The following is a 19,868-nucleotide window of genomic DNA, read 5'->3' as shown; positions in this document are numbered from 1 at the left end:
GAAATATTATGGAGATTTTTAAAATATGAATGGATTGAATTTAGCGCCTATAAAGACCGAAAGAGCCTCCTCGCTTACGTTAAAAAAGTGCTGGACAATTTTGGAGGCGAGTATGTAATTAATTTTGCCTAGGTACTTATTGCTGCTAATTTTGGCATTTGCGCCACCGTTAGCGGTAAGACAGTAGTAAAAGCTCCCGATTGGGTTTATGTACCCGCAGTAGCACCTATCCGAGAAGGAGAAATTCGCCGCAGCTACACGCCTCATGCAGAAGGGGAAGTACCAGCAATTGTCATGGAATTCATCTCAGAAACGGAGGGAGGGGAGTATTCTATCAATCCCCACTATCCCTATGGCAAGTGGTATTTCTACGAGCGAATCTTACAAGTACCTGTCTATATTATTTTTCAACCACAAAGCGGAGAATTAGAAGTTTATCGCTTAGTATCAGGGAAGTATGAGTTACAGAAAGCTGATGAAAATTATCGTTACTGGCTGGCAGAAATTGGTTTATTTCTAGGAGTATGGCAGGGGAAAAAAGCGGAGATGACAGCTTATTGGTTGCGCTGGTGGGATCAATCGGGTAATTTACTATTGTGGGGGAGTGAACGGATTGAACAGGAGCGGGAAAGAGCCGAACAAGCTGAACTGCGGGCTGAGGGAGAAAAAGCTAGGGCAGACAGATTGGCGGCGCAACTTAAGGCAATGGGAATTGACCTGGAGGCTGAATGAAGAATCTATACAGCTTTACAATTTAGCTGATTGTGTGCTATGGTGGCAACTGTTATGCTTAGAGAGGAAATATGTTGGGAAATTGCTGGCGATTGCGTCGATAATAAATGAATTGTAAGCAGTTATTAAAAAAGGAGAAAAGCCAGCCATGACCAGAAGCTCGGCCGGACACTCCAGATGGACAGATGAGATGCTAGATGAATTGGCAGACTCAGTTTCGGGAGTCAAAGACTCAGTTTTGGAATTGCGAGAATCAGTTTCAGAGGTTAAAGATTCAGTAGAAGGGTTACAATTGACAGCACAAGCACTGTTACAAATAGCTGCTCAACAACAGCGAGAAAATGAAGCTCGGCAAGCAGAAATTGCCGAAATCAGGCAAAGACAGGAAGAGTCAGACAAGCGTTTTGAGGTTTTACTGTCAGAAGTTCGCTATTTGATTCGGCAAATTAAACCAGAAAATCAATCATAAGCTTGATAAAACCAGCGGCGATTGCGTCTATAATTATTGACAATTTAAGCAGCTATTGAAACTGAGAAGGGAGAAAAACAAGCCATGACAAAACGGGATGGGGAACGGACGAGATGGACAGATGAGATGCTAGATGAATTGGCAGACTCAGTTTCCGAAATTAAAGAATCAGTTTCGGAATTGAGAGAATCAGTTTCGGACATCAAAGATTCAGTAGAAGGGGTAAGATTGACGGCACAAGCTTTGCTACAAATCGCAGCACAGCAACAGCGTAATATGGATGAAATGAGACAAAGACAGGAGGAGTCGGACCAACGCTTTGAGGTTTTGCTGTCAGAAGTTCGCTATTTGATTCGGCAAATTAAACCAGAGAATCAATCATAAGCTTGATAAAACCAGCGGCGATTGCGTCTATAATTACCCACAATTTAAGCAGCTATTGAAACTGAGAAGGGAGAAAAACAAGCCATGACAAAACGGGATGGGGAACGGACGAGATGGACAGATGAGATGCTAGATGAATTGGCAGACTCAGTTTCGGAATTGCGAGAATCGGTTTCGGAAGTCAAAGACTCGGTTTCGGAATTGCGAGAATCAGTTTCGGAATTGCGAGAATCAGTTTCGGAATTGCGAGAATCAGTTTCGGAAGTTAAAGATTCAGTAGAAGGGGTAAGATTAACGGCAAACGCTCTACTGCAAATTGCGGCACAGCAACAACGAGAAAATGAAGCTCGGCAAGCAGAAATTGCCGAAATCAGGCAAAGACAGGAAGAGTCAGACAAGCGTTTTGAGGTTTTACTGTCAGAAGTTCGCTATTTGATTCGGCAAATTAAACCAGGAGATTAAGAGTATCTGAGAAAATTGACGGCCAGTATATGTGTGTATATAATTTACGCAGTCAGTAAAACTAAAAAATGAAAGGATAAATTATGATGATGCTAAAGCAAATAACTTCTTTTATTGGCAGAATAAATCGAAAAGTCGATAATTTTATCACGGTGTCAAGACTACTTCCCAGATCAGAGATAGCTCATGTTATTTTGTTTAATCGAGAAACTCTTAAAAAAGTCAACCAGTGGATTGACGAAGAGACATACAACAATTCAGTATTTCATTATGGTCTTCCTTTAAGTTCAAAAGAACTAATTGATCGAGAAATAAATAGCCAGATTACATATACTGATGCGATTCTATATCTCAGCCGCTTTCTCAAAAAACCAGTTAATTATCTAGAGTTGGGAGTATCTGTTGGCAAGAATTTTTTCCAAGCCGCTAGTTTCTTAGAAAACAGTGTCATGATTGGTTTTGATATTGAAGAAATCAATCCTACTCTGGAGCAATTTTTCAAGAAAACATCTTATTACATTGAATGGGATACAATGGCTAACTCTTTGAAGACAGGCAAATCTTCTCTGATTGAATACGATTACCATCACAATCAAATATACTATCTTAGCGGCGATATATTTGACGAGAATTCTTGGAAAAAATTATCTGGAAGGAAATTCAATATTATATTCTCTGATGCGTTTCATGATCCGAAAGCTTTAATACATGAATATAATATGCTCAAAAAATATGATTTGCTTGACCAAGAAGAGTTTATTATGATTTGGGATGATTTAGGTGGAGAAATGACAGAATCATTCAAGATGATTTGCCAAGAGTTAAGCTGTCATTATCATCAAAATAACCTCAATAATACGACAATTTTCTTGAATGGCTGGCTAGGAAGTCACGAGCATAAACACCAAATTGGGATAGTTACCTATTTTGCTCACAAATAGGCAAATTTTTAGGAACAATCAATCAATAAGTAAAAACATAGGTAGGTTTAACTGATGATTAATTTTTTTTGGCGAACTCGCAATGTTCTCGCTCGAATCAGGTTGGCAGCTACTCCCTTAGTCCCCTCATTGCTTAAGGATTTAGCAATAATACTGATTCCTGAAAATACCGATATATTTCAAGCATTAAGAAACTTTGCTGTTAAACTTGGAATTGCCAACAAAAGCCTAAAAGATATATCTGAAACTGAGGAAAAAGTAGTTATTCAACAGTTTGCCGAGCCAGCTAGTAAACCTCTGGTTTTTGCGTCTTTCTGTCGTGGTGCAGATGCTCCTGGTCATGGTAAGTTTAATGGCGGCGTTAAAGAACTCAACTATCTAGTTAAGTTATTAAGAGAGCAGGGATATGAAGCTTATGTAGTGACTTATGATGGAAGTTATGATTCTTGGCTTCTAGATCATCAGCCTCACATCTCGATGGATGACTATAACCGTTTGATAACATATAACCAGAATATCCGTTGTGTTACTTCTTGGGCAATTGCTGAAGCTTTTATTAAAAATAGTCCCTCTCTCTACTTTTGGGATATGGAACTCTGTTGGACTGAACACGACCATTTTCCAGTTCTGGCAAATCTCTATCGAAAAAAAATCCGCAACACTGCTGCAATTACTCGAACGATACAGGCTTGGCACATGGCTCATTTTCAACGCCACTGCGTTCTGCTTCCTAATTTGGTCGATCAGTCTCAATGGTTTCCCATTTCAGAAAAATGCCAGTCTTATCGGGTTGGTTATATGAACGAAGGTCTTCATACAGAAACCTATCTAGAGATTATTCAAGATGCTGTCCATAAACAAGGTCTTGAGTTAGAATTTTGCCAAATCCAAGGTGTTGAAGAAGAGGTTCTTGAAAAGATGCGTTCCTGTGAAGTTTTTCTGACTATGAATATTGGCAAGGATGCTCTTTGGGGAGAAGGCGGACCTTTACCCCCTCTTGAAGCTATGGCTCTAGGCTGTGTTCCAATCGCTTTTGACATTCTTGGCCCTCGTGAAATCATCCACAACGGCTTTAACGGCATTATTGTACCCCGGTATCGCCCAGATCTAATGGCAGAAGCTCTGATTAACCTCTATACTATTCCAGGAGAACTAGATCGGCTCCGATACAATACGTTAGCTTTAATGCAGACCTGTCATACCTTTAAATCTCGCTGGCCTGCAGTCAAGGAGTTTCTCCATCTTTAAGTAATTCTCTATTTGGTATTAGAAAATTGAGTAATCTTCTCTCTAAAGCAGTAACTAACTCTACCTGGACTGGCATCGGCTCTTTGATGACAGCGATCTTGGGGTTTCTGTTGGCAGGTTTAACTATTCGTTGGTTGGGTGAAGCGGAAGCTGGATTTGCCATTGCGATCTCTGCTATTGTTGGCATTAATAACACCTTGAGTGGATTTGGACTGGGGACTGCCGCAATGCGATTGCTCAGTCGCGCTTATGAAGAAAATAATTCTCAGGAAATTCAGAAAATAGCCGGTGTTTGTTTTTCAACTTCTTTGGCTTTTGGATTGCTTGGGTTTTGTCTTTTTACTTTTGGCTCTCCTTGGATTGTTCAGTGGAGCAAATATGAGGGCAATCCTGATTTAGCTCGCCTCTACTGTATATTACTAGGATTGGTATTTTTGCTACAACAAATCACCGGTTATTTTAGTATATTTCTGAGTTCTCTTCAAAGATTTGACTGGCAGACTAAGCTGAATACTACTTTTATGTTAGCCAATGGTATTTTGGGAATCACTTTTTTGAAAGCCTTTCCTAATATTTTAACCTTGGCAACAATTCAGTTAGCCTTGTCTTGCTTGAATTGTTTATGTACTGGTTTTATAGTTTTTAAAATCCTTGGATTTCTGACACGTCCTTCCTGGCATCAAGCCATGTTTATTGAGCTTTGGTCGTTTGGAAAATGGGTTTATCTAACTCAGCTTGCAGGCATACTATGGGGACTTGATAAGATATTTCTAACATCTGTATTTGGTAGTAGTTCTTTGCCTTTCTATACTTTTGCACAAAACATATATGTGCAAGTTCATGCAATTTTAAATGGACAGTCTTCTTATCTATTTCCCATGCTCTCGGCTCAAGGAGATAAATTAGAAGTGGTAGCCGAACAAATAGAAGACCGCTTGCGCTGGTTTATTGGGTTAATTGCAGGTTTTGTCTATTCAGGACTGATTATTGCAGGTCCAGCCTTATTGACTATTATGGTCAATGCCGAATTTTCTAGCAAAGCTAGTTTTCAGTTGTTTATTTTCTGTTGGGTAGGCTATATTCATGGCAATGCGATAGTACAATTTTTCTTAGGACTGAGCAAGGGAGATGCAAAAGGCAACTGGATATATCACATGATTATCGGGCTTGGTTATCTGCCGTTTTTTGTTATATTTGCTTTAGTGTTTGGCTTCCAATATGCGGTGCTAGGACAGCTAATGACCTTGGCTGGAACAATTTATTTGTCTCGTCGTCTTAAGCCTAAAATCTACTGGATTACTTTTTGTCGTTGGTTAATTAACCCTCTATACTCGTCTTTGTTGTTAATGGTCGTAGCTTGTTGCTTTCATGTTATACTCATTGTTTTAAAAGCAAATCCTGGAATACAAATTGCTACAATGATTGTTTTTTATATAGTGGCAATCTTATCTATCCCTCGTCTTGAAGTCACTTATTTTGGCGGTATAGATCGCCTAAAAACTTTAGGAAGAGCGATGTCATTAGTCTTGGGAAAGTTAGGAATTTCCGAAAAATTAGTTTTTCGTTTATTGGGTATTAAACCATTCTGATACTTTGAATATGGAGAGTAGCAAGTAGCAAGAACGTGAAAAATCTAAAATTCTTTTAAAGAAGAGTGACAAGAGCGATAGCCTGGAGATTAAAATTAGATTTGTCGCTGTATCCCAGAAGTATAAGGAGCAGAGTTAAAAACCTTGAAGACCATCGCCCTAGTGGATACCTTGTGGGGGGGCCACCACTCTACCTACCTGAAGTTTTTCGCCAAGACGCTACTGGACCTAGGAAATGAAGTAATCTCTCTGTGTCCCGAACCGGAAGAGATGAACCTGTGGATTGCCAGCCACTGTCCAGAGTTGGCAAGTAACTTTCACTCCTTTGAGTTGCATGAACCCTCGCCAAGTCAGTTTTCCGGTCGCCAGTTGCAGGCGAGAGCAATGGCTGTAGCCCGCTGGCAACGAGTCGCCCAGAGTATCCAAGAAATTTCCTCAAAGCTAGGCAAAGCCCCCGATATCACCTTTTTTGCCTGGCTTGATACATACTTAGGATTAATTCCTGCTATCACCGACACCATCTTTCCCTATCCTTGGTCAGGGCTTTATTTTCAACCTGGCTACCTACGGATACCACCAAAACTGCGGTGGATGCGCCACGGCATCTTAAATCCCTTATCAGTGCTAAAATCTTCCCACTGTCCAGTAGTGGCCGTGCTAGACGAAGGTATTGCTGACAAGTTACAACAGAAGCTTAATAAGCCGGTAGTCGTCTTAACTGATATCACCGATGAATCGCCACCCGATATGAGCTTTGAGATTGCCCAAAAAATTCGTGCTAAAGCTGCTGGCAGGAAGATCATTGGTTTGTTGGGATCTCTAGATAAGCGGAAAGGAACACTTACGCTTCTGGAAGTTTCTCAACAAGTGAGCGATCGCTGGTTTTTTGTCTTTGCAGGTAGGCTGGCTGAACCAGCATTTACAGCCGCAGAACTGGCGAAAATTGAGGAGATTGTCAAAGCCAACCCAGACAACTGTTTCTTTTACTGGAATTCGATTCCTGACGGGTCAGGATTTAATGCCGTTGTTCAGGTATGCGATGTCCTGTATGCTGCCTATGAAAATTTTCCTTACAGTAGCAACATCCTGACTAAAGGAGCAATCTTTCAGAAACCTGTAATCGCCAGCAAAAACTACTGTATGGGCGAACGGGTTGAGAAGTTTAATCTTGGCTATGGGATTGAAGGAGGAAGTGTGTCTCAGTGTGTTAGCATCTTAGAAAGATTGCATGAGGAACTCTCCACCGGCAATCTTTCTATCCAGCCAAATTTTGAAGGGTATAGACACCTGCATTCAATCGAGCAATTGATCTCTGCTTTTCAGAAAATTTTGGAATGTGTTTGACAAATTGCTATTCCCCAACCAAAACTTTGCTTCATTAGTAATTGAAAATGAGTAATCTTCAATTTTCGCCAATTATGGAAATTTCTAAGAAAAATAAAAAATCTGAGTTCGCATATTTCATTCGTGAGATTTTTATTAATATAAGTCTTTATTTAGGTATATTTTTATTTTTGTATGCTGATTTTGTTAAATCAGGAGTTGGTTTAGAGGAGCGTGGGGTAGCATTAAGAAATGTACCCACTGGCATTTCAATTATGGCAATAAGCGTTATTTGTGGGGCGGCATTTTATTTTGACAAAGATTTTCGACGTTTGCTTTTTGGCAAGCTAGGCATTATCTACTTAGCAGTATTGTTCATTTATACATTGATAGGCTGGCAGCTTTTTGGGAATGATATTTATTTTGTTAAAAACGATCTATTGATTTTTCTGTATCTCATTTATGGTTTGGGATTATTTCGCCTTATTGTCAAGTCTCATTATGCCAAACTAAATTTGATGATTCTTACAATCTCTGTATGTTTATTGCTATACAATTATATATGGCAGGCAGCTCTAAGGCTGGGAGTTAATGAAGCTGGACTGAGTATTAGAGCAATAGATTGGGAAGCAGTTAACTTTTTACCATTAGCGATGATATTAATTGGAATTGGCATAGGAGTATTCCATAGAGCTGGTCTGATTTGGGCAATTATTATCTGGGGATTAGTCTTGCTCATGGTTTATTCTTTAGTATTTCTAGGTGCAACAAGATCTGCGGCGCTAGTCTTGCTTAATGTAGTGATTACTTCCGCATTAACTCTATTTTACAGAGTCTCTAGTGGTATAATCACACCTCCGTCATCTTCTTTACTGTTGAGGCATTTAACTTCAATATTTTTATTGATTGCCGCATTTATTATTATTGTCGTCTTCAGTGACTTTATTTTTGACATCGTAGCATTTTTCCAAAATACCCTGATCTACGAGAGATTTTTTACTGATGATGCGAGTAATTCAAATGAAGAGCGAATCAGTGAAGCAATTGTTGGGATTGAGAGCCTGCAAGATATTGAGTGGCTATTCGGAAGGGGGATAGGTGCTAATTATTGGTCGCCTGTTGGTGTGGGCTACCAGGCTTTTTCTTTTCATATAGGAATTTTTACTTTTTTACTCAAGGGAGGATTGCCATTATTTCTTTTATGTGTTTATTTTCTATATATAAAATTTCCTCAGTTATATATCAAGGCATTACTGAGACCATACGCTTTTGATGATAGAAATCGTACTGCTTTACTAATTGTCCTGCCAAGTATCTTTGCCTGGGCAGTGATTCTGTTAATCTATGGTGGATTCATAGTATCTAGTTTTATTGGACTAGGAATTAGTCTTGGTGCTTATCTGCATATTAAAAAATACGGTCTTAATTTTTAGGAGTGAAGTGTGTCTCAGTGTGTTAGCATCTTAGAAAGATTGCATGAGGAACTCTCCACAGGCAGTCTTTCTATTCAGCCAGATTTTGAAGGGTATAGACACCTGCATTCAATCGAGCAATTGAGCTCTGCTTTTCAGAAAATTTTAGAGTTTGTGTAAAATTAATTTATGGAAACTATTACATAGAAGATAAACTAAAATGAACAATAGAGAGAATAAATTAGTTAATAAACTCATCGCTACTTTGATTTTCTATATCAGTTTGCTTCTACTTAATTTTAATGATCTTGTGTATGCTTGGTTGGGAAAAACTGAGGTTATCATTAAATTTATTATTTCTCTGCCAACATGGGGAGTTTTACTTTCCCTAGCATCGGCATTTTTGATTGAAAAAGAGTTTAGAAAGTTGCTTTTGGGAAAAATAGGAATTTTATATGGGTCTGCTTTATTTTTGTATATTTTGATAGGCTGGATCTCTGGTAATGAAATTTACTGGATGTACAAAGAGTGGATTATTTTTATCTATCCATGGGTTGGAATGGCTATGTTCTTCCTTCTCTCCAAATCCTATTCTCCAAAGTTTCAACTTACTGCTTATGCGTTTTTTTAGCTTGCATGATCTACCAAGCTTTTCAGATAAGTATTGAAGCTATGTTAGCGGAAGAAAGCATAAGTACAATATCGAGGATAGGAACAGAAACAAGAGTAGCAGGTGGGGTAATGGACATTTTAGCTGCAAGCTTGATACCCACTGGTATTTCTATAGTGATTTTATGCAGATTGGGATGGTTTTGGGTAATTTCAATGTTAGGATTAGTCTTTTTAGAATTATACTTTGGTGGATTCATAGCCGCATCTAGAGGTGCTTTTCTAAGCTTACTAGTTATCTTAATTTTTTCTGGCTTTAGCTTATTATTGTATAGACTATGTAGCAAAACTATGGTTCTTAAGCCTCAACCATCTATGTCATTAAGTTTGCTAAAGTTTATCTTAATATCTTTTACTATTTTTATATTTACTGTTATAATGTTCGATATTATCAATATTGATCTGATACAGTTATTCCAGAGTAGTTTACTATATGAGAGAGCTTTTACTGATGAATCTAGCTCTTCAAATAAAGAGAGAATTGAAGAGGCTTCTTTTGTAATTGGAAATCTACAAGACCTAGATTTTTTAGCTGGTAAAGGTCTAGGTGCTACTTTTATTAATCCTATACGCAGAGGTTGGAATTTAGATATGGAAATAAATTGGCTTCATATAGGACCTCTGACTTTTCTCCTCAAGGGAGGATTACCTTTATTTTTTCTCGTTATATTCTTCTTCTATATTAAGATACCCTATTTATATAGTAAGGCATTGCTTAACCCCTATGCTTTTGATTCCAAGAAATGCACGGCTTTGCTAACTGTTCTACCAGGTGTGCTTGGATGGTCAATATGGCTATTAACCAGTGGAGGTTATTTTAGCGCACATTACTTCGGGTTGGGGTTTGCTTTTGGTGCTTACTCACATATTAGAAAGAATGGTCTGGGCATTTTCTTTGAGTAATTAATAAATAGACACAAAGCAATCTTTAAGCTTTTTGTCCTGTACTGAAGCTGAAAAATTGTACAGGAGCCACAATTAACTGAGAAGCGATTTTTCTTGCAATTTACTCTGACAAATAAAATGTCAATAACAGCTAATCTTGAGTCTTAATTAAAGGAAATGTTTGAAGAAATTTTTCAACAATTAGGATCGATAAACGCCGCGTCAATCACCTTATTTTGCCAAAATTTTGCCTTAAATTAAGTGGCTTCCTTTTGCGGTTGACATCTCTCACAGAACAACCGCAGAAACCTTTGAAAAGACTGACCGAAAGGAAGAGATGGTAAGTTGTCAAAGTGTAGAAGATATGTTTGATAAACTTGGCATCTATATCTGGCACTGAGAGCCGCAATCGCCTTTGATATAATAGGACTAAAGATACTACCTGCCAGAAAAGTCGTGACAAAAGAAGAGATTAAATCAATTATCCTTTTTCAATTGAGCAGCTCTTGGATGATGATTTCTACTTAAATGCGTCTTAGCCTAGAATTGTGATATAACATATAGTAATCCCCTAAACCCTTGACAACGGGTAGCTGAACAAGGGGCTTAAGCCCCCTGCCTGTTCACGAATCATTTAGAATTGCTATAGCCAGTCAATTAAAGTAACATTTGCATGAAAGAGGGCAAAAAATCTAGTAAATCTAAATAACTAAACCCAAAATATAGGACAAAAATATGGAAACTCTGACGCTTAGTCAACCGATGCAGTTAACTGCATTACCCACGCAAGATGAACTTCCCTGCGATGATGGAGTACCCATGGAAACTCAAAGGCATAAATGGCAGATGGATCTGTTAATAGACAGTATATCACCTTGGCTAGACCAACGAGAAGATGGTTATGCCAGTGGCAATATGTTCGTCTATTTCAGTACAGCACAACTTAAAAATCAAGACTTCAAAGGACCTGATTTTTTTGCCGTCTTAGGTGTACAAAAAGGGGAGCGAAAAAGTTGGGTTACTTGGGAAGAGGGAAAAGCTCCCGATGTAGTGATTGAACTGCTCTCGGAAAGTACCACCCAAATAGACAAAACCGAGAAAAAACAGATTTATCAAGATAAGTTACGAGTCCCTGAATATTTCTGGTACGATCCTTTTAACCCTGAAGATTTTGCCGAATTTGTTTTGGTTGATGGCCTATATGAACCGCGGCAACCCAACGAGAAAGGATGGCTAATCAGTGGTCGTTTGGGATTAGCTTTAGTTCGTTGGCAGGGAGAATATAGAGGGGTAACAACCGTCTGGATTCGCTGGGCAACTTTAGATGGAATGTTGTTACCAACCCCGCGAGAGTTGGCTGAAGAAGCACAACAGAAAGCTGAGGAAGCACAACAGAAAGCTGAGGAAGCACAACAGAAAGCTGAGGAAGCACAACAGAAAGCTGAGGAAGCACAACAGAAAGCTGAAGAAGCACAACAGAAAGCTGAGGAAGCCGAAGAAAAAGCCGAGCGATTGGCGGCTAAACTCAGGGAATTGGGGATTAATCCCGAAAGTCTCTAACTTCCTCTGGGCGGATTTTGGTAAGACTCTCCTGGTGGGGTAGTTCATTTTTGAATCGGCATTTTCACCAATGGAGAACGGGGAATTGACGACTGTTCCGATTTATTGTGCATCAAGGCTTGCGGCGTTCAGGGGTCTAAAATTGACATGAATGCCATATTATCTTGCTAAACTAAACACCAAACTAGCAACATTCCCCCCATGTACCAGAGAACGCCGTCCCTTCCACCCAAAGAAATGTTACCAACCATGTACGACCTCCCCAGCGAAAACCAGGAGGAACCTGGCTTGCCTGACGAATTTCATCTCTTCCAACCCGAATTATTGCGCCAGACCTTTCGACCTTCTAACTATCCTGCCGAACAAATATTTATCGCCAGCGATCTAAATCTCTACTACGACCCTTACCATCCCCAGTGGTACAAGCGGCCGGACTGGTTTGCCGCTTTGGGAGTCTCGCGGCTGTACCAAGGAGAGGAATTGCGCCTGAGTTATGTGATTTGGCAGGAAGAAATTGTTCCCTTCATCGCCATCGAATTACTCTCTCCTGGAACGGAAGCAGAAGATTTAGGGCGTACCGTGCGGGGAATCAACCAACCTCCCACCAAGTGGGAAGTTTACGAACGAATTTTAGGCATTCCCTACTACGTGGTGTTTGATCGCTACAGCAACCAATTGCAGGCATTTACCTTAAAATCAGGAAAATATCAGCCTTTAAGACTAGAAAACCAGCAGTTGTGGCTAGAGGAAGTACAATTGGGATTGGGACTTTGGGCAGGAAATTGTCAAGGCATTGAGCGGTTGTGGCTGCGCTGGTACGGACGAGACGGCAATTGGATACTGACTCCTACCGAGCAGGAAGCTCAACGCGCCGAGCAGGAAACCCAACGCGCCCAACAGGAAGCTCAACGCGCCGAGCAGGAAACCCAACGCGCCGAGCAGGAAACCCAACGCGCCCAACAAGAAGCTCAACGCGCCGAGCAGCAAACCCAACGCGCCGAGCAGGAAGCTCAACGCGCAGAAAGAGAACGGCAGCGAGTTCTAGAACTAGAAGCTTTGTTGGCTCGTTACCAGGAACAATTCGGGCAGTTAAATTGAGAAAATAATGAATGGATTTTCTAAGCCATGAAAGTATCTTACATGGCGGGATGTATTGATATAGTACTAGAAACTATTGCTGAACCTGATTTGATTGTTAAGGGATGGACTGATGAGCTAATAGCACTAAAACATTATCCGAAAACTGTTATCTCAAGAAAAGACGCGGTCGTCATCTATAAAGAACTAAAGAACGATGGATTTGTCATAACTGCTTTTTTGACATCCTCCTGCGAAAAAATTATCAAGCGAGGCATCCTATGGCAGAAGTCAATCTGTTAAAATCAATTCCTTATTCGCTAACCGCACCTTCTTCAAGAATCTGGATAGATTATGATGAAGAAGCAGATGTTTTATCTATTAGCTTTCGTAAGCCTCAAAGAGCCAATGATAGTTTGCTAGAAGACAATATTATCTATCATTATAGAGATCGAGACTTAGTTGGATTAACTGTCTTGAAAGCTTCGGATTTTAACAGTGGAGATAGTGAAAATAAAATTAATGGCTCTGAAAATCCTGAAATGGGTTGACAATTTGGTCAGGATGGGTTAGGATACAACGAGTTAACAGTAAATTCGTCTATGACTGACTTCCAACTGACCACTCCTGTCGCCTTACTGATTTTCAATCGACCTGATACGACGGCGAGGGTATTTGAAGCCATTCGTCAGGCTAAACCACCTAAGTTATTAGTGGTTGCTGATGGTCCGCGCCCGGATAAAGCCGATGATATTGAGAAGTGTAAGGCGGCTCGTGCTATTGTTGATGGCGTTGATTGGGATTGTGAGGTATTGAGCAATTATTCTGATTTAAATTTAGGTTGTAAAAATCGGGTATCGAGTGGATTAGATTGGGTTTTTAGCCTGGTTGAGGAAGTGATTATTCTTGAAGATGATTGCTTACCACATCCTAGTTTTTTTCGCTTTTGCCAAGACTTGCTTGATTATTATCGAGATGATAAAAGAATTATGGCTATTTCAGGGGATAATTTTCAGTTGGGCAGAAACCGCACAGAGTACAGTTACTATTTTTCTCGCTATAATCACATTTGGGGTTGGGCAAGTTGGAGGAGAGCCTGGCAATATTATGATGTTAAAATGAAGCTCTGGCAAGAAATTCATGATGGTAACTGGCTTGAGTACATTTTAGGAGAAGGTCAGTCCGTCAAATACTGGACGAAGATTTTTCAAAGTGCTTATGATGGTAAAATTGATACTTGGGATTATCCTTGGACGTTTGCCTGTTGGATCCAGAATGGTCTAACAATACTTCCTAATGTAAATTTAGTTAGTAATATTGGATTTGGTGAAGATGCTACTCATACAATTGGTAGTAAAAGTAGAGTGGCAAATCTTCCTGTTAAAGAAATGAATTTTCCGTTAAAACATCCTCTATTTTTGCTGCGTCATGTTGAGGCAGATGATTTTATTCAAAGAAATGATTATAATCTAAGTCTATTTACCAGATTGAATAATAGATTGAAGCGAATTATAACAAAAGCAGAGTAATTCTAACGGAAAATACCTATCATGAGTAATAATAAATGTCCAATTTGTCAATCAGGCAGAGAAAAAATTTTTAGAGCCAAACTTTTACAAAAATATGAAGTTGATTACTTTTTCTGCCAAAATTGTGGTTTCCTGCAAACTGAAAAACCCTACTGGTTAGAAGAAGCCTATCAAAATGCCATAGCATCTACAGATACAGGATTAGTAGTGAGAAATATTACTATATCAAAAAAATTAACTTGTATTTTGTATTATTTATTTGAAAAAAATGGCAAATATTTAGACATAGCAGGTGGCTATGGACTATTAACAAGGTTGATGAGAGATGTAGGGTTTGATTTTTACTGGTCAGATCTATACTGTCAAAATATATTCGCAAATTATTTTGAAGCTAGTAATACAAACAATGCTTTTTCGGCAGTTACTGCATTTGAAGTTCTTGAACACCTGTATGATCCTGTAGAATTTATATCCAAATCGCTTGAAAGTACAGAATGCAAAACTTTGATCTTTTCAACTCAGCTTTTTGATGGGCTTCCCCCAGCACCAAATGATTGGTGGTACTATGCCCATGAAACAGGTCAGCACATATCTTTTTTTCAGCACAAGACTCTCGATTTCTTAGCAAAACAAATGTCCTTAAATTTTTATTCTACTAGCAATTATGGTTTGCATATCCTTACTGGCAAAACGATTAATAATCGATTATTCAAAATTTTATCTGGAAGGCTTTCTAAGTTGTTATATGAATATATTAGTAAACGAATGAAAAGCAAATTATTCTCAGATAGAGATATTATTTTAAAACAAATTTAAACAAAATAGATCACATAACTACAGACAAATTAATGTCATGAAAATTGTCTACGATCATCAAGTTTTTACCTTTCAAAAATATGGTGGAGTTTCTCGGTATCTTTACGAGTTATCTACACGAATGGCAAACTTCGACGATTGTGAAGTAAAAATCCTGGCGGGTTTATATATAAATGAATATTTAAAGCATTGTCCTCCCAATATAGTTGATGGATGGAAAATACCATCAATACCTAAAACAACTAGGATTGTAGATTTTATCAACGCTCTAATATCTAAAGTCTGGATAAAATATGATACTCCTGATATTCTTCATGAAACATACTACGGTTTTAATAGCATTGCTGCCAATTCATCTAAAACTAAAAAAGTAATTACAGTACATGATATGATTCATGAAAAATTCGCTGATTCTGCACCTAAATCTGCTAACTTATTCCTAGCAAGAAAAAAAGACTTTTCCTCTATTAAATTAGAAGCAATTAAACGAGCAGATTATATCATCTGTGTTTCTAAAAATACCAAGAAAGATCTGATAAATATTTTTGATATAGATGCTCAAAAAATAGCTGTGGTCTATCATGGTTACTCTCTGAGTTCTGAGCCTTCAGTAACTTCTAAATTATATAAGCAAAATTCTTATCATCCTTACATTCTCTATGTTGGACAGCGAGAATGGTACAAAAACTTTTCTAGATTGGTTCAAGCCTATGCCAGCCATTCTAGTCTTAATAGTAACTTCAATTTGTTATGTGCGGGAGGCAAGAAATTTTCTCAAGATGAACTTAATTTAATTCACGGTTTAGGACTAAGTGAAAATAAAATTCTACATATTAATGGTGACGATCAAACTTTGGCAAAATTATACAGTCAAGCATCGGCCTTTGTCTATCCTTCTCTATACGAAGGATTTGGCATACCAATCCTAGAAGCTATGTCATTTGGCTGTCCCGTTGTCTGTAGCCACACAAGTTCATTTCCAGAAGTGGCTGGTAATGCAGCCGAATTTTTCGATCCCTATGATATAGAGAGTATTGCTAATGCGCTAGAAAAAGTATTATTTGATTCAGATTTAACAAAAAAGCTTGTAGAATTAGGAAAGGCAAGGGTAAAGAATTTTTCTTGGGAAAAATGTGCAGAACAAACCCACTCAATCTACGCCTCACTACTTTAGTTTGATCGAGAAAGTTGCTAAAATATGCTAAGCTATTATGATCAAGAATTATTATAAGTTTTATTTGTAAATAGCCAGAGTTTGTATAGACTTTTCTGATAGCAGTTTTCTGATCCACTAATCACTAGCAGCAATCTTACGACCATATATACGGTTAATTAACTATCTGTCATGCTCAAAAAAACGATTAAGAAACTCGCCAGAAGTTTAGGAGTTGATCTAAAAAGATACAATGTCCAAACATCCGAAGCGGCGAAAATGCAGCGCTTGTTAGCCTATCACAACATTGACTTAGTATTCGATGTTGGTGCTAATATTGGGCAATATGCCAAATTACTGCGAGAATTAGGCTATTCGGGGAGGATTGTTTCCTTTGAACCGCTGTCAAGTGCTTACTCTCAGTTAAAAGCTGTCAGTGAAAAAGACCCTCTGTGGGAAATTGCTCCCCAAACTGCCATCGGCAACCAAGAAGGTGAGATTGTCATCAATATTGCAGGTAATAGTTATAGTAGTTCAGCTTTGCCAATGCTGGATGCTCACTTAGAATCTGCCCCCGAATCAGCTTACTCTGGTTCAGAAACAGTAAAATTGAGCAGGCTAGATACCCTGGCCAAGGACTATATCAAAAGCGAAACTAAATCCATTTTTCTCAAAATAGATGTGCAAGGATTGGAAAAACAAGTGCTAGAAGGAGCAACTGCAATTTTGCCTTTGGTTAAAGGCATTAAGCTTGAATTATCTTTAGTCCCTCTCTACGAAGGTCAAGTCCTGTTTAAAGAAATGATTGATATCGTAGAAAAATTAGGTTACGAACTGTACGGTATTGAACCAGGGTTTACTGCCGAAAAAACTGGGAGGATGTTGCAGATGGATGGCATTTTCTTTAAACCAGATTAAAAATTTAATCTGGTAAAACATGAGCAAATTTATTTGTAGATATCCCTTCTTAAATAGTGCTACAGTATGTACACAATGCGTACACAACGAGAGAGACTATGGATTAAGTATGACATTGAGAAAATTGGGGTGCGAGAATTTCGGAGCGAACTCCCTAAATACCTATACGGTGAGACTCCCGTTGAGGTACTACGTCACGGTCATACTGTTGGGTTCTATTTCCCCGTTAAACAGGGGAGTAAAAGCGCCGATATCGCTGCCTTACAAGCGGTGGCCGCTCAATTTGAGTACCTGTTAAGTCAAAAGGGAATTTCCGAGGACGATATTGTTCGTGAGTTTCGTCAGATGTGTGAAGCGGATAGAGCCAATCAGAGAAAGGATTTGGACAAGTGAGACTCAAATTCATCGTTCTCGACGCTAATATCATCATAATAAATAGACATCTCCAAAAATCTATACCCTAGTCCTAGCAATGGTATTCCTGCTTGGTAATGCGATTTCTTATCCTTTTAGCTAAACAGCAACATTACTCCTATGAAATTAGCCTCCATCCCAACAAAGCAGTACATCGAGCAACGAGACGAAGAATATTGGCTCAAAGGAACTCGTATCTCCCTTGATTCAGTTGTCTATTCTTTCTTGAACGGAGAATCTCCCGAAAGCATTGCCCAAAATTTTCCACTCCTTTCCCTCGAACAGGTTTATGGCGCGATCGCTTTCTATCTGGCCAATCGAGAGCTTGTGGATGCCTATCTGAAAAAGGGTGAAGCCGAGTTTCAGGAACTACAACAGTCTTGTAGAGAAAAGAGTCCTTTGCTGTACCAAAAATTGAAGGCGGATCAAGCCTACAATATGTGCTTAAAAAACTAATTTCCTAGAAGAAGGCTATAATTACCATAACATTTTGCCCCCATCTCAATTCTAGCCCCTAGATATTTTCCCCAATGCTAGAGGAAAAAGCTCCTTAAGTCTCATCACCAGCGTGACTCCGATGACTTCAACTATTGCCCCTTCTCGACTTTCACTGCCTACCCAAGATGAATTGCCCTGCGATGACGGCGTTCCCATGGAAACCCAACGACATAAACTCCAGATGGATATACTCATAGATGCCTTGTTCCCCTGGTTAGCTGCTAGGGAAGATGGCTATGTAGGCGGCAATATGTTCGTTTATTTCAGTGCCGCACAGTTAAAAAGCGAGGACTTTCGCGGTCCCGATTTCTTTGCTGTCCTGGGGGTTCCTAAAGGGGAAAGAAAAAGTTGGGTGGTTTGGCAAGAAGGGAAAGCTCCCGACGTGGTTATCGAACTCCTTTCCGAAAGTACCGCTCAACAGGATAAAACTGAAAAGAAAGCCATCTATCAAGACCGTTTGCGAGTGCCAGAATATTTCTGGTACGATCCCTTCAATCCTGAAGATTGGGCGGGTTTTATCCTCAGAGACGGCAACTACGAGCCATTATCTCTAGAGACGGGAGAAAGATTTTTCAGTCAAAGGCTAGGGTTAACTTTGGTACGCTGGCAAGGGGAGTATAAGGGAGTCGAGGCAGTTTGGCTGCGTTGGGCGACTTTTGCCGGCGATTTACTGCCCACGGAGTCAGAGCTAACTGAACAGGAAAAAATGCGGGCTGAACAAGAAAGAATGCGGGCTGAACAAGAAAGAATGCGGGCTGAGGATTTACAAGCATTGCTCCAGCGCTATCGAGAGCGTTTTGGGGATTTGCCAGAATAAATCTAGATATTGACCGGCTAAAGTACAAGAACTCTCCAGAAAGCTAATAGGATAGGAGCATCAAGCATAGACAACCAATAACCTTAGAGAACTCTTGTTCGCTTTCTGGTGTTAGCTGATTAAAAATTTTCTTTACAAGAAGTTGATCATCGGGTAAGATGTACCCAATATACCCATTGAATCCGGTCTTGAACTGGTCGGTTAATTAAATTGCCCATTATGGGCGACAGGCTGCCGCAGCAGTATTTTGTCAAGATTTAATAGGAAACAACCAGCTAGTAATAGTTTGATAAAGGATGCCAGTTCCGAGTTGGCTCTGACGACAAAACATGACAGTAAATATTAGTAGTATAAAGAAGGTTGACAATGTTAAAAAAATTACTTAACCGTATGCAAACCGAACAGGGAAGGAAAAATATTAAATTTGCCCTAGCCAGAAAAATATTCAATCCCCTCTTAAGAAATATTGGCTACACCCTAATTACTGACCATTTTTATCAGCCCATACCCAACCGTCAGGAAATTATGACATACGCGGGCAAAGAAAGGCCTCTTAGCTCAATTGAATGGCATCTAGACAAGCAAACTGAACTGGTTAAGTATTTACTAGAAAAATATGCTTTAGAATTTAACAATAAAGAAATTTTTTCAGCATTTGGTTATTCCGAAGATAGTTCTGGTCTCATTAGTGGCGATGCAGAAGTACTCTATGCTATGGTCAGAGAAAAAAAGCCGTCTCGGATAATTGAAATTGGCTCAGGTGGTAGCACTAAAATTATCGCCGCAGCTTTAAAAATGAATTTTATAGAAAATTCCCAAAAATCACAACTGATCTCGATCGAGCCTTATCCTCAAGATTTTTTAAAAGACTTTGCTAATGTTAGTAAAGATTTTCTAGAATTTAGTTTGCTTACCCAGAAAGTAGAAGCCGTAGATTTGTCTGTTTTTGAATCCCTGCAAACCAATGATATT

At 39.1% G+C, this 19,868-nt stretch carries 21 protein-coding genes and 2 pseudogenes; all 23 read left to right on the top strand.

The genetic code is table 11. The features are described 5' to 3' along the window. A pseudogene (locus PX484_RS16425) lies at positions 1 to 132 on the top strand (IS630-like element ISMae24 family transposase); the annotation flags it as partial. Further along, positions 133 to 732, top strand: a pseudogene (locus PX484_RS16420) (Uma2 family endonuclease); the annotation flags it as partial. Positions 733 to 880: 148 nt separating this feature from the next. Continuing rightward, positions 881 to 1,201, top strand: coding sequence for a hypothetical protein (locus tag PX484_RS16415; protein ID WP_002803018.1), 321 nt, complete (start codon positions 881 to 883; stop codon positions 1,199 to 1,201). Positions 1,202 to 1,285: 84 nt separating this feature from the next. Then, on the top strand, positions 1,286 to 1,585 hold the full coding sequence (locus tag PX484_RS16410) for a hypothetical protein (RefSeq protein ID WP_221275456.1): 300 nt from the start codon (positions 1,286 to 1,288) through the stop codon (positions 1,583 to 1,585). 84 nt (positions 1,586 to 1,669) lie between these two features. After that, positions 1,670 to 2,047 (top strand): hypothetical protein, encoded by a 378-nt coding sequence (locus PX484_RS16405; protein WP_288104792.1) that lies wholly within the window; start codon positions 1,670 to 1,672, stop codon positions 2,045 to 2,047. Between the two features lie 83 nt (positions 2,048 to 2,130). Further along, positions 2,131 to 2,988, top strand: coding sequence for a hypothetical protein (locus tag PX484_RS16400; RefSeq protein ID WP_288104790.1), 858 nt, complete (start codon positions 2,131 to 2,133; stop codon positions 2,986 to 2,988). 102 nt (positions 2,989 to 3,090) lie between these two features. Further along, positions 3,091 to 4,236 carry a glycosyltransferase gene (locus PX484_RS16395; RefSeq protein WP_288104788.1) on the top strand — a complete coding sequence of 382 codons (1,146 nt, stop codon included), beginning with the start codon at positions 3,091 to 3,093 and terminating at the stop codon, positions 4,234 to 4,236. A gap of 26 nt (positions 4,237 to 4,262) precedes the next feature. After that, positions 4,263 to 5,825, top strand: a complete 1,563-nt coding sequence (locus PX484_RS16390) for an oligosaccharide flippase family protein (RefSeq protein ID WP_287767327.1) — start codon at positions 4,263 to 4,265, stop codon at positions 5,823 to 5,825. 144 nt (positions 5,826 to 5,969) lie between these two features. After that, positions 5,970 to 7,169, top strand: coding sequence for a glycosyltransferase family protein (locus PX484_RS16385; RefSeq protein ID WP_287767328.1), 1,200 nt, complete (start codon positions 5,970 to 5,972; stop codon positions 7,167 to 7,169). A gap of 47 nt (positions 7,170 to 7,216) precedes the next feature. Continuing rightward, a complete protein-coding gene (locus PX484_RS16380) occupies positions 7,217 to 8,581 on the top strand; it encodes a hypothetical protein (RefSeq protein ID WP_287767329.1) in 1,365 nt (454 codons plus the stop codon). Positions 8,582 to 8,780: 199 nt separating this feature from the next. After that, positions 8,781 to 9,191: a hypothetical protein gene (locus PX484_RS16375; protein WP_287767330.1), complete on the top strand. Its 411-nt coding sequence runs from the start codon at positions 8,781 to 8,783 to the stop codon at positions 9,189 to 9,191. 41 nt (positions 9,192 to 9,232) lie between these two features. After that, entirely contained in the window at positions 9,233 to 10,132 is a 900-nt protein-coding gene (locus PX484_RS16370; protein ID WP_287767332.1) for a hypothetical protein, read from the top strand. A gap of 717 nt (positions 10,133 to 10,849) precedes the next feature. After that, positions 10,850 to 11,674, top strand: coding sequence for a Uma2 family endonuclease (locus PX484_RS16365; RefSeq protein WP_287767333.1), 825 nt, complete (start codon positions 10,850 to 10,852; stop codon positions 11,672 to 11,674). A gap of 201 nt (positions 11,675 to 11,875) precedes the next feature. Next, complete coding sequence (locus tag PX484_RS16360) at positions 11,876 to 12,772, top strand: Uma2 family endonuclease (RefSeq protein WP_287767335.1); 897 nt, start codon at positions 11,876 to 11,878, stop codon at positions 12,770 to 12,772. 260 nt (positions 12,773 to 13,032) lie between these two features. Next, positions 13,033 to 13,302: a DUF2283 domain-containing protein gene (locus PX484_RS16355; RefSeq protein ID WP_287767336.1), complete on the top strand. Its 270-nt coding sequence runs from the start codon at positions 13,033 to 13,035 to the stop codon at positions 13,300 to 13,302. Between the two features lie 51 nt (positions 13,303 to 13,353). After that, on the top strand, positions 13,354 to 14,280 hold the full coding sequence (locus PX484_RS16350; protein ID WP_287767337.1) for a glycosyltransferase family 2 protein: 927 nt from the start codon (positions 13,354 to 13,356) through the stop codon (positions 14,278 to 14,280). A 21-nt stretch (positions 14,281 to 14,301) separates the two neighbouring features. Continuing rightward, positions 14,302 to 15,096 carry a class I SAM-dependent methyltransferase gene (locus tag PX484_RS16345; RefSeq protein WP_287767338.1) on the top strand — a complete coding sequence of 265 codons (795 nt, stop codon included), beginning with the start codon at positions 14,302 to 14,304 and terminating at the stop codon, positions 15,094 to 15,096. A gap of 37 nt (positions 15,097 to 15,133) precedes the next feature. Next, on the top strand, positions 15,134 to 16,270 hold the full coding sequence (locus tag PX484_RS16340; RefSeq protein WP_287767339.1) for a glycosyltransferase family 4 protein: 1,137 nt from the start codon (positions 15,134 to 15,136) through the stop codon (positions 16,268 to 16,270). Positions 16,271 to 16,441: 171 nt separating this feature from the next. Further along, positions 16,442 to 17,167: an FkbM family methyltransferase gene (locus PX484_RS16335; RefSeq protein WP_287767340.1), complete on the top strand. Its 726-nt coding sequence runs from the start codon at positions 16,442 to 16,444 to the stop codon at positions 17,165 to 17,167. A gap of 75 nt (positions 17,168 to 17,242) precedes the next feature. Further along, positions 17,243 to 17,560 (top strand): hypothetical protein, encoded by a 318-nt coding sequence (locus PX484_RS16330; protein ID WP_287670736.1) that lies wholly within the window; start codon positions 17,243 to 17,245, stop codon positions 17,558 to 17,560. Between the two features lie 141 nt (positions 17,561 to 17,701). Further along, positions 17,702 to 18,037, top strand: a complete 336-nt coding sequence (locus PX484_RS16325) for a DUF433 domain-containing protein (RefSeq protein WP_287767341.1) — start codon at positions 17,702 to 17,704, stop codon at positions 18,035 to 18,037. A gap of 121 nt (positions 18,038 to 18,158) precedes the next feature. Continuing rightward, the gene (locus tag PX484_RS16320) at positions 18,159 to 18,896 is read left to right on the top strand and encodes a Uma2 family endonuclease (protein ID WP_002802990.1); all 738 of its coding nucleotides are present in this window, start codon (positions 18,159 to 18,161) and stop codon (positions 18,894 to 18,896) included. 366 nt (positions 18,897 to 19,262) lie between these two features. Beyond that, the coding region (locus tag PX484_RS16315; protein WP_287767342.1) for an O-methyltransferase at positions 19,263 to 19,868 on the top strand (606 nt) is incomplete at its 3' end.

This window comes from Microcystis sp. M49636_WE2, assembly GCF_030065375.1.
GTDB classification, from domain to species: domain Bacteria; phylum Cyanobacteriota; class Cyanobacteriia; order Cyanobacteriales; family Microcystaceae; genus Microcystis; species Microcystis aeruginosa_C.
This window is presented reverse-complemented; position numbering and strand designations above follow the sequence as displayed.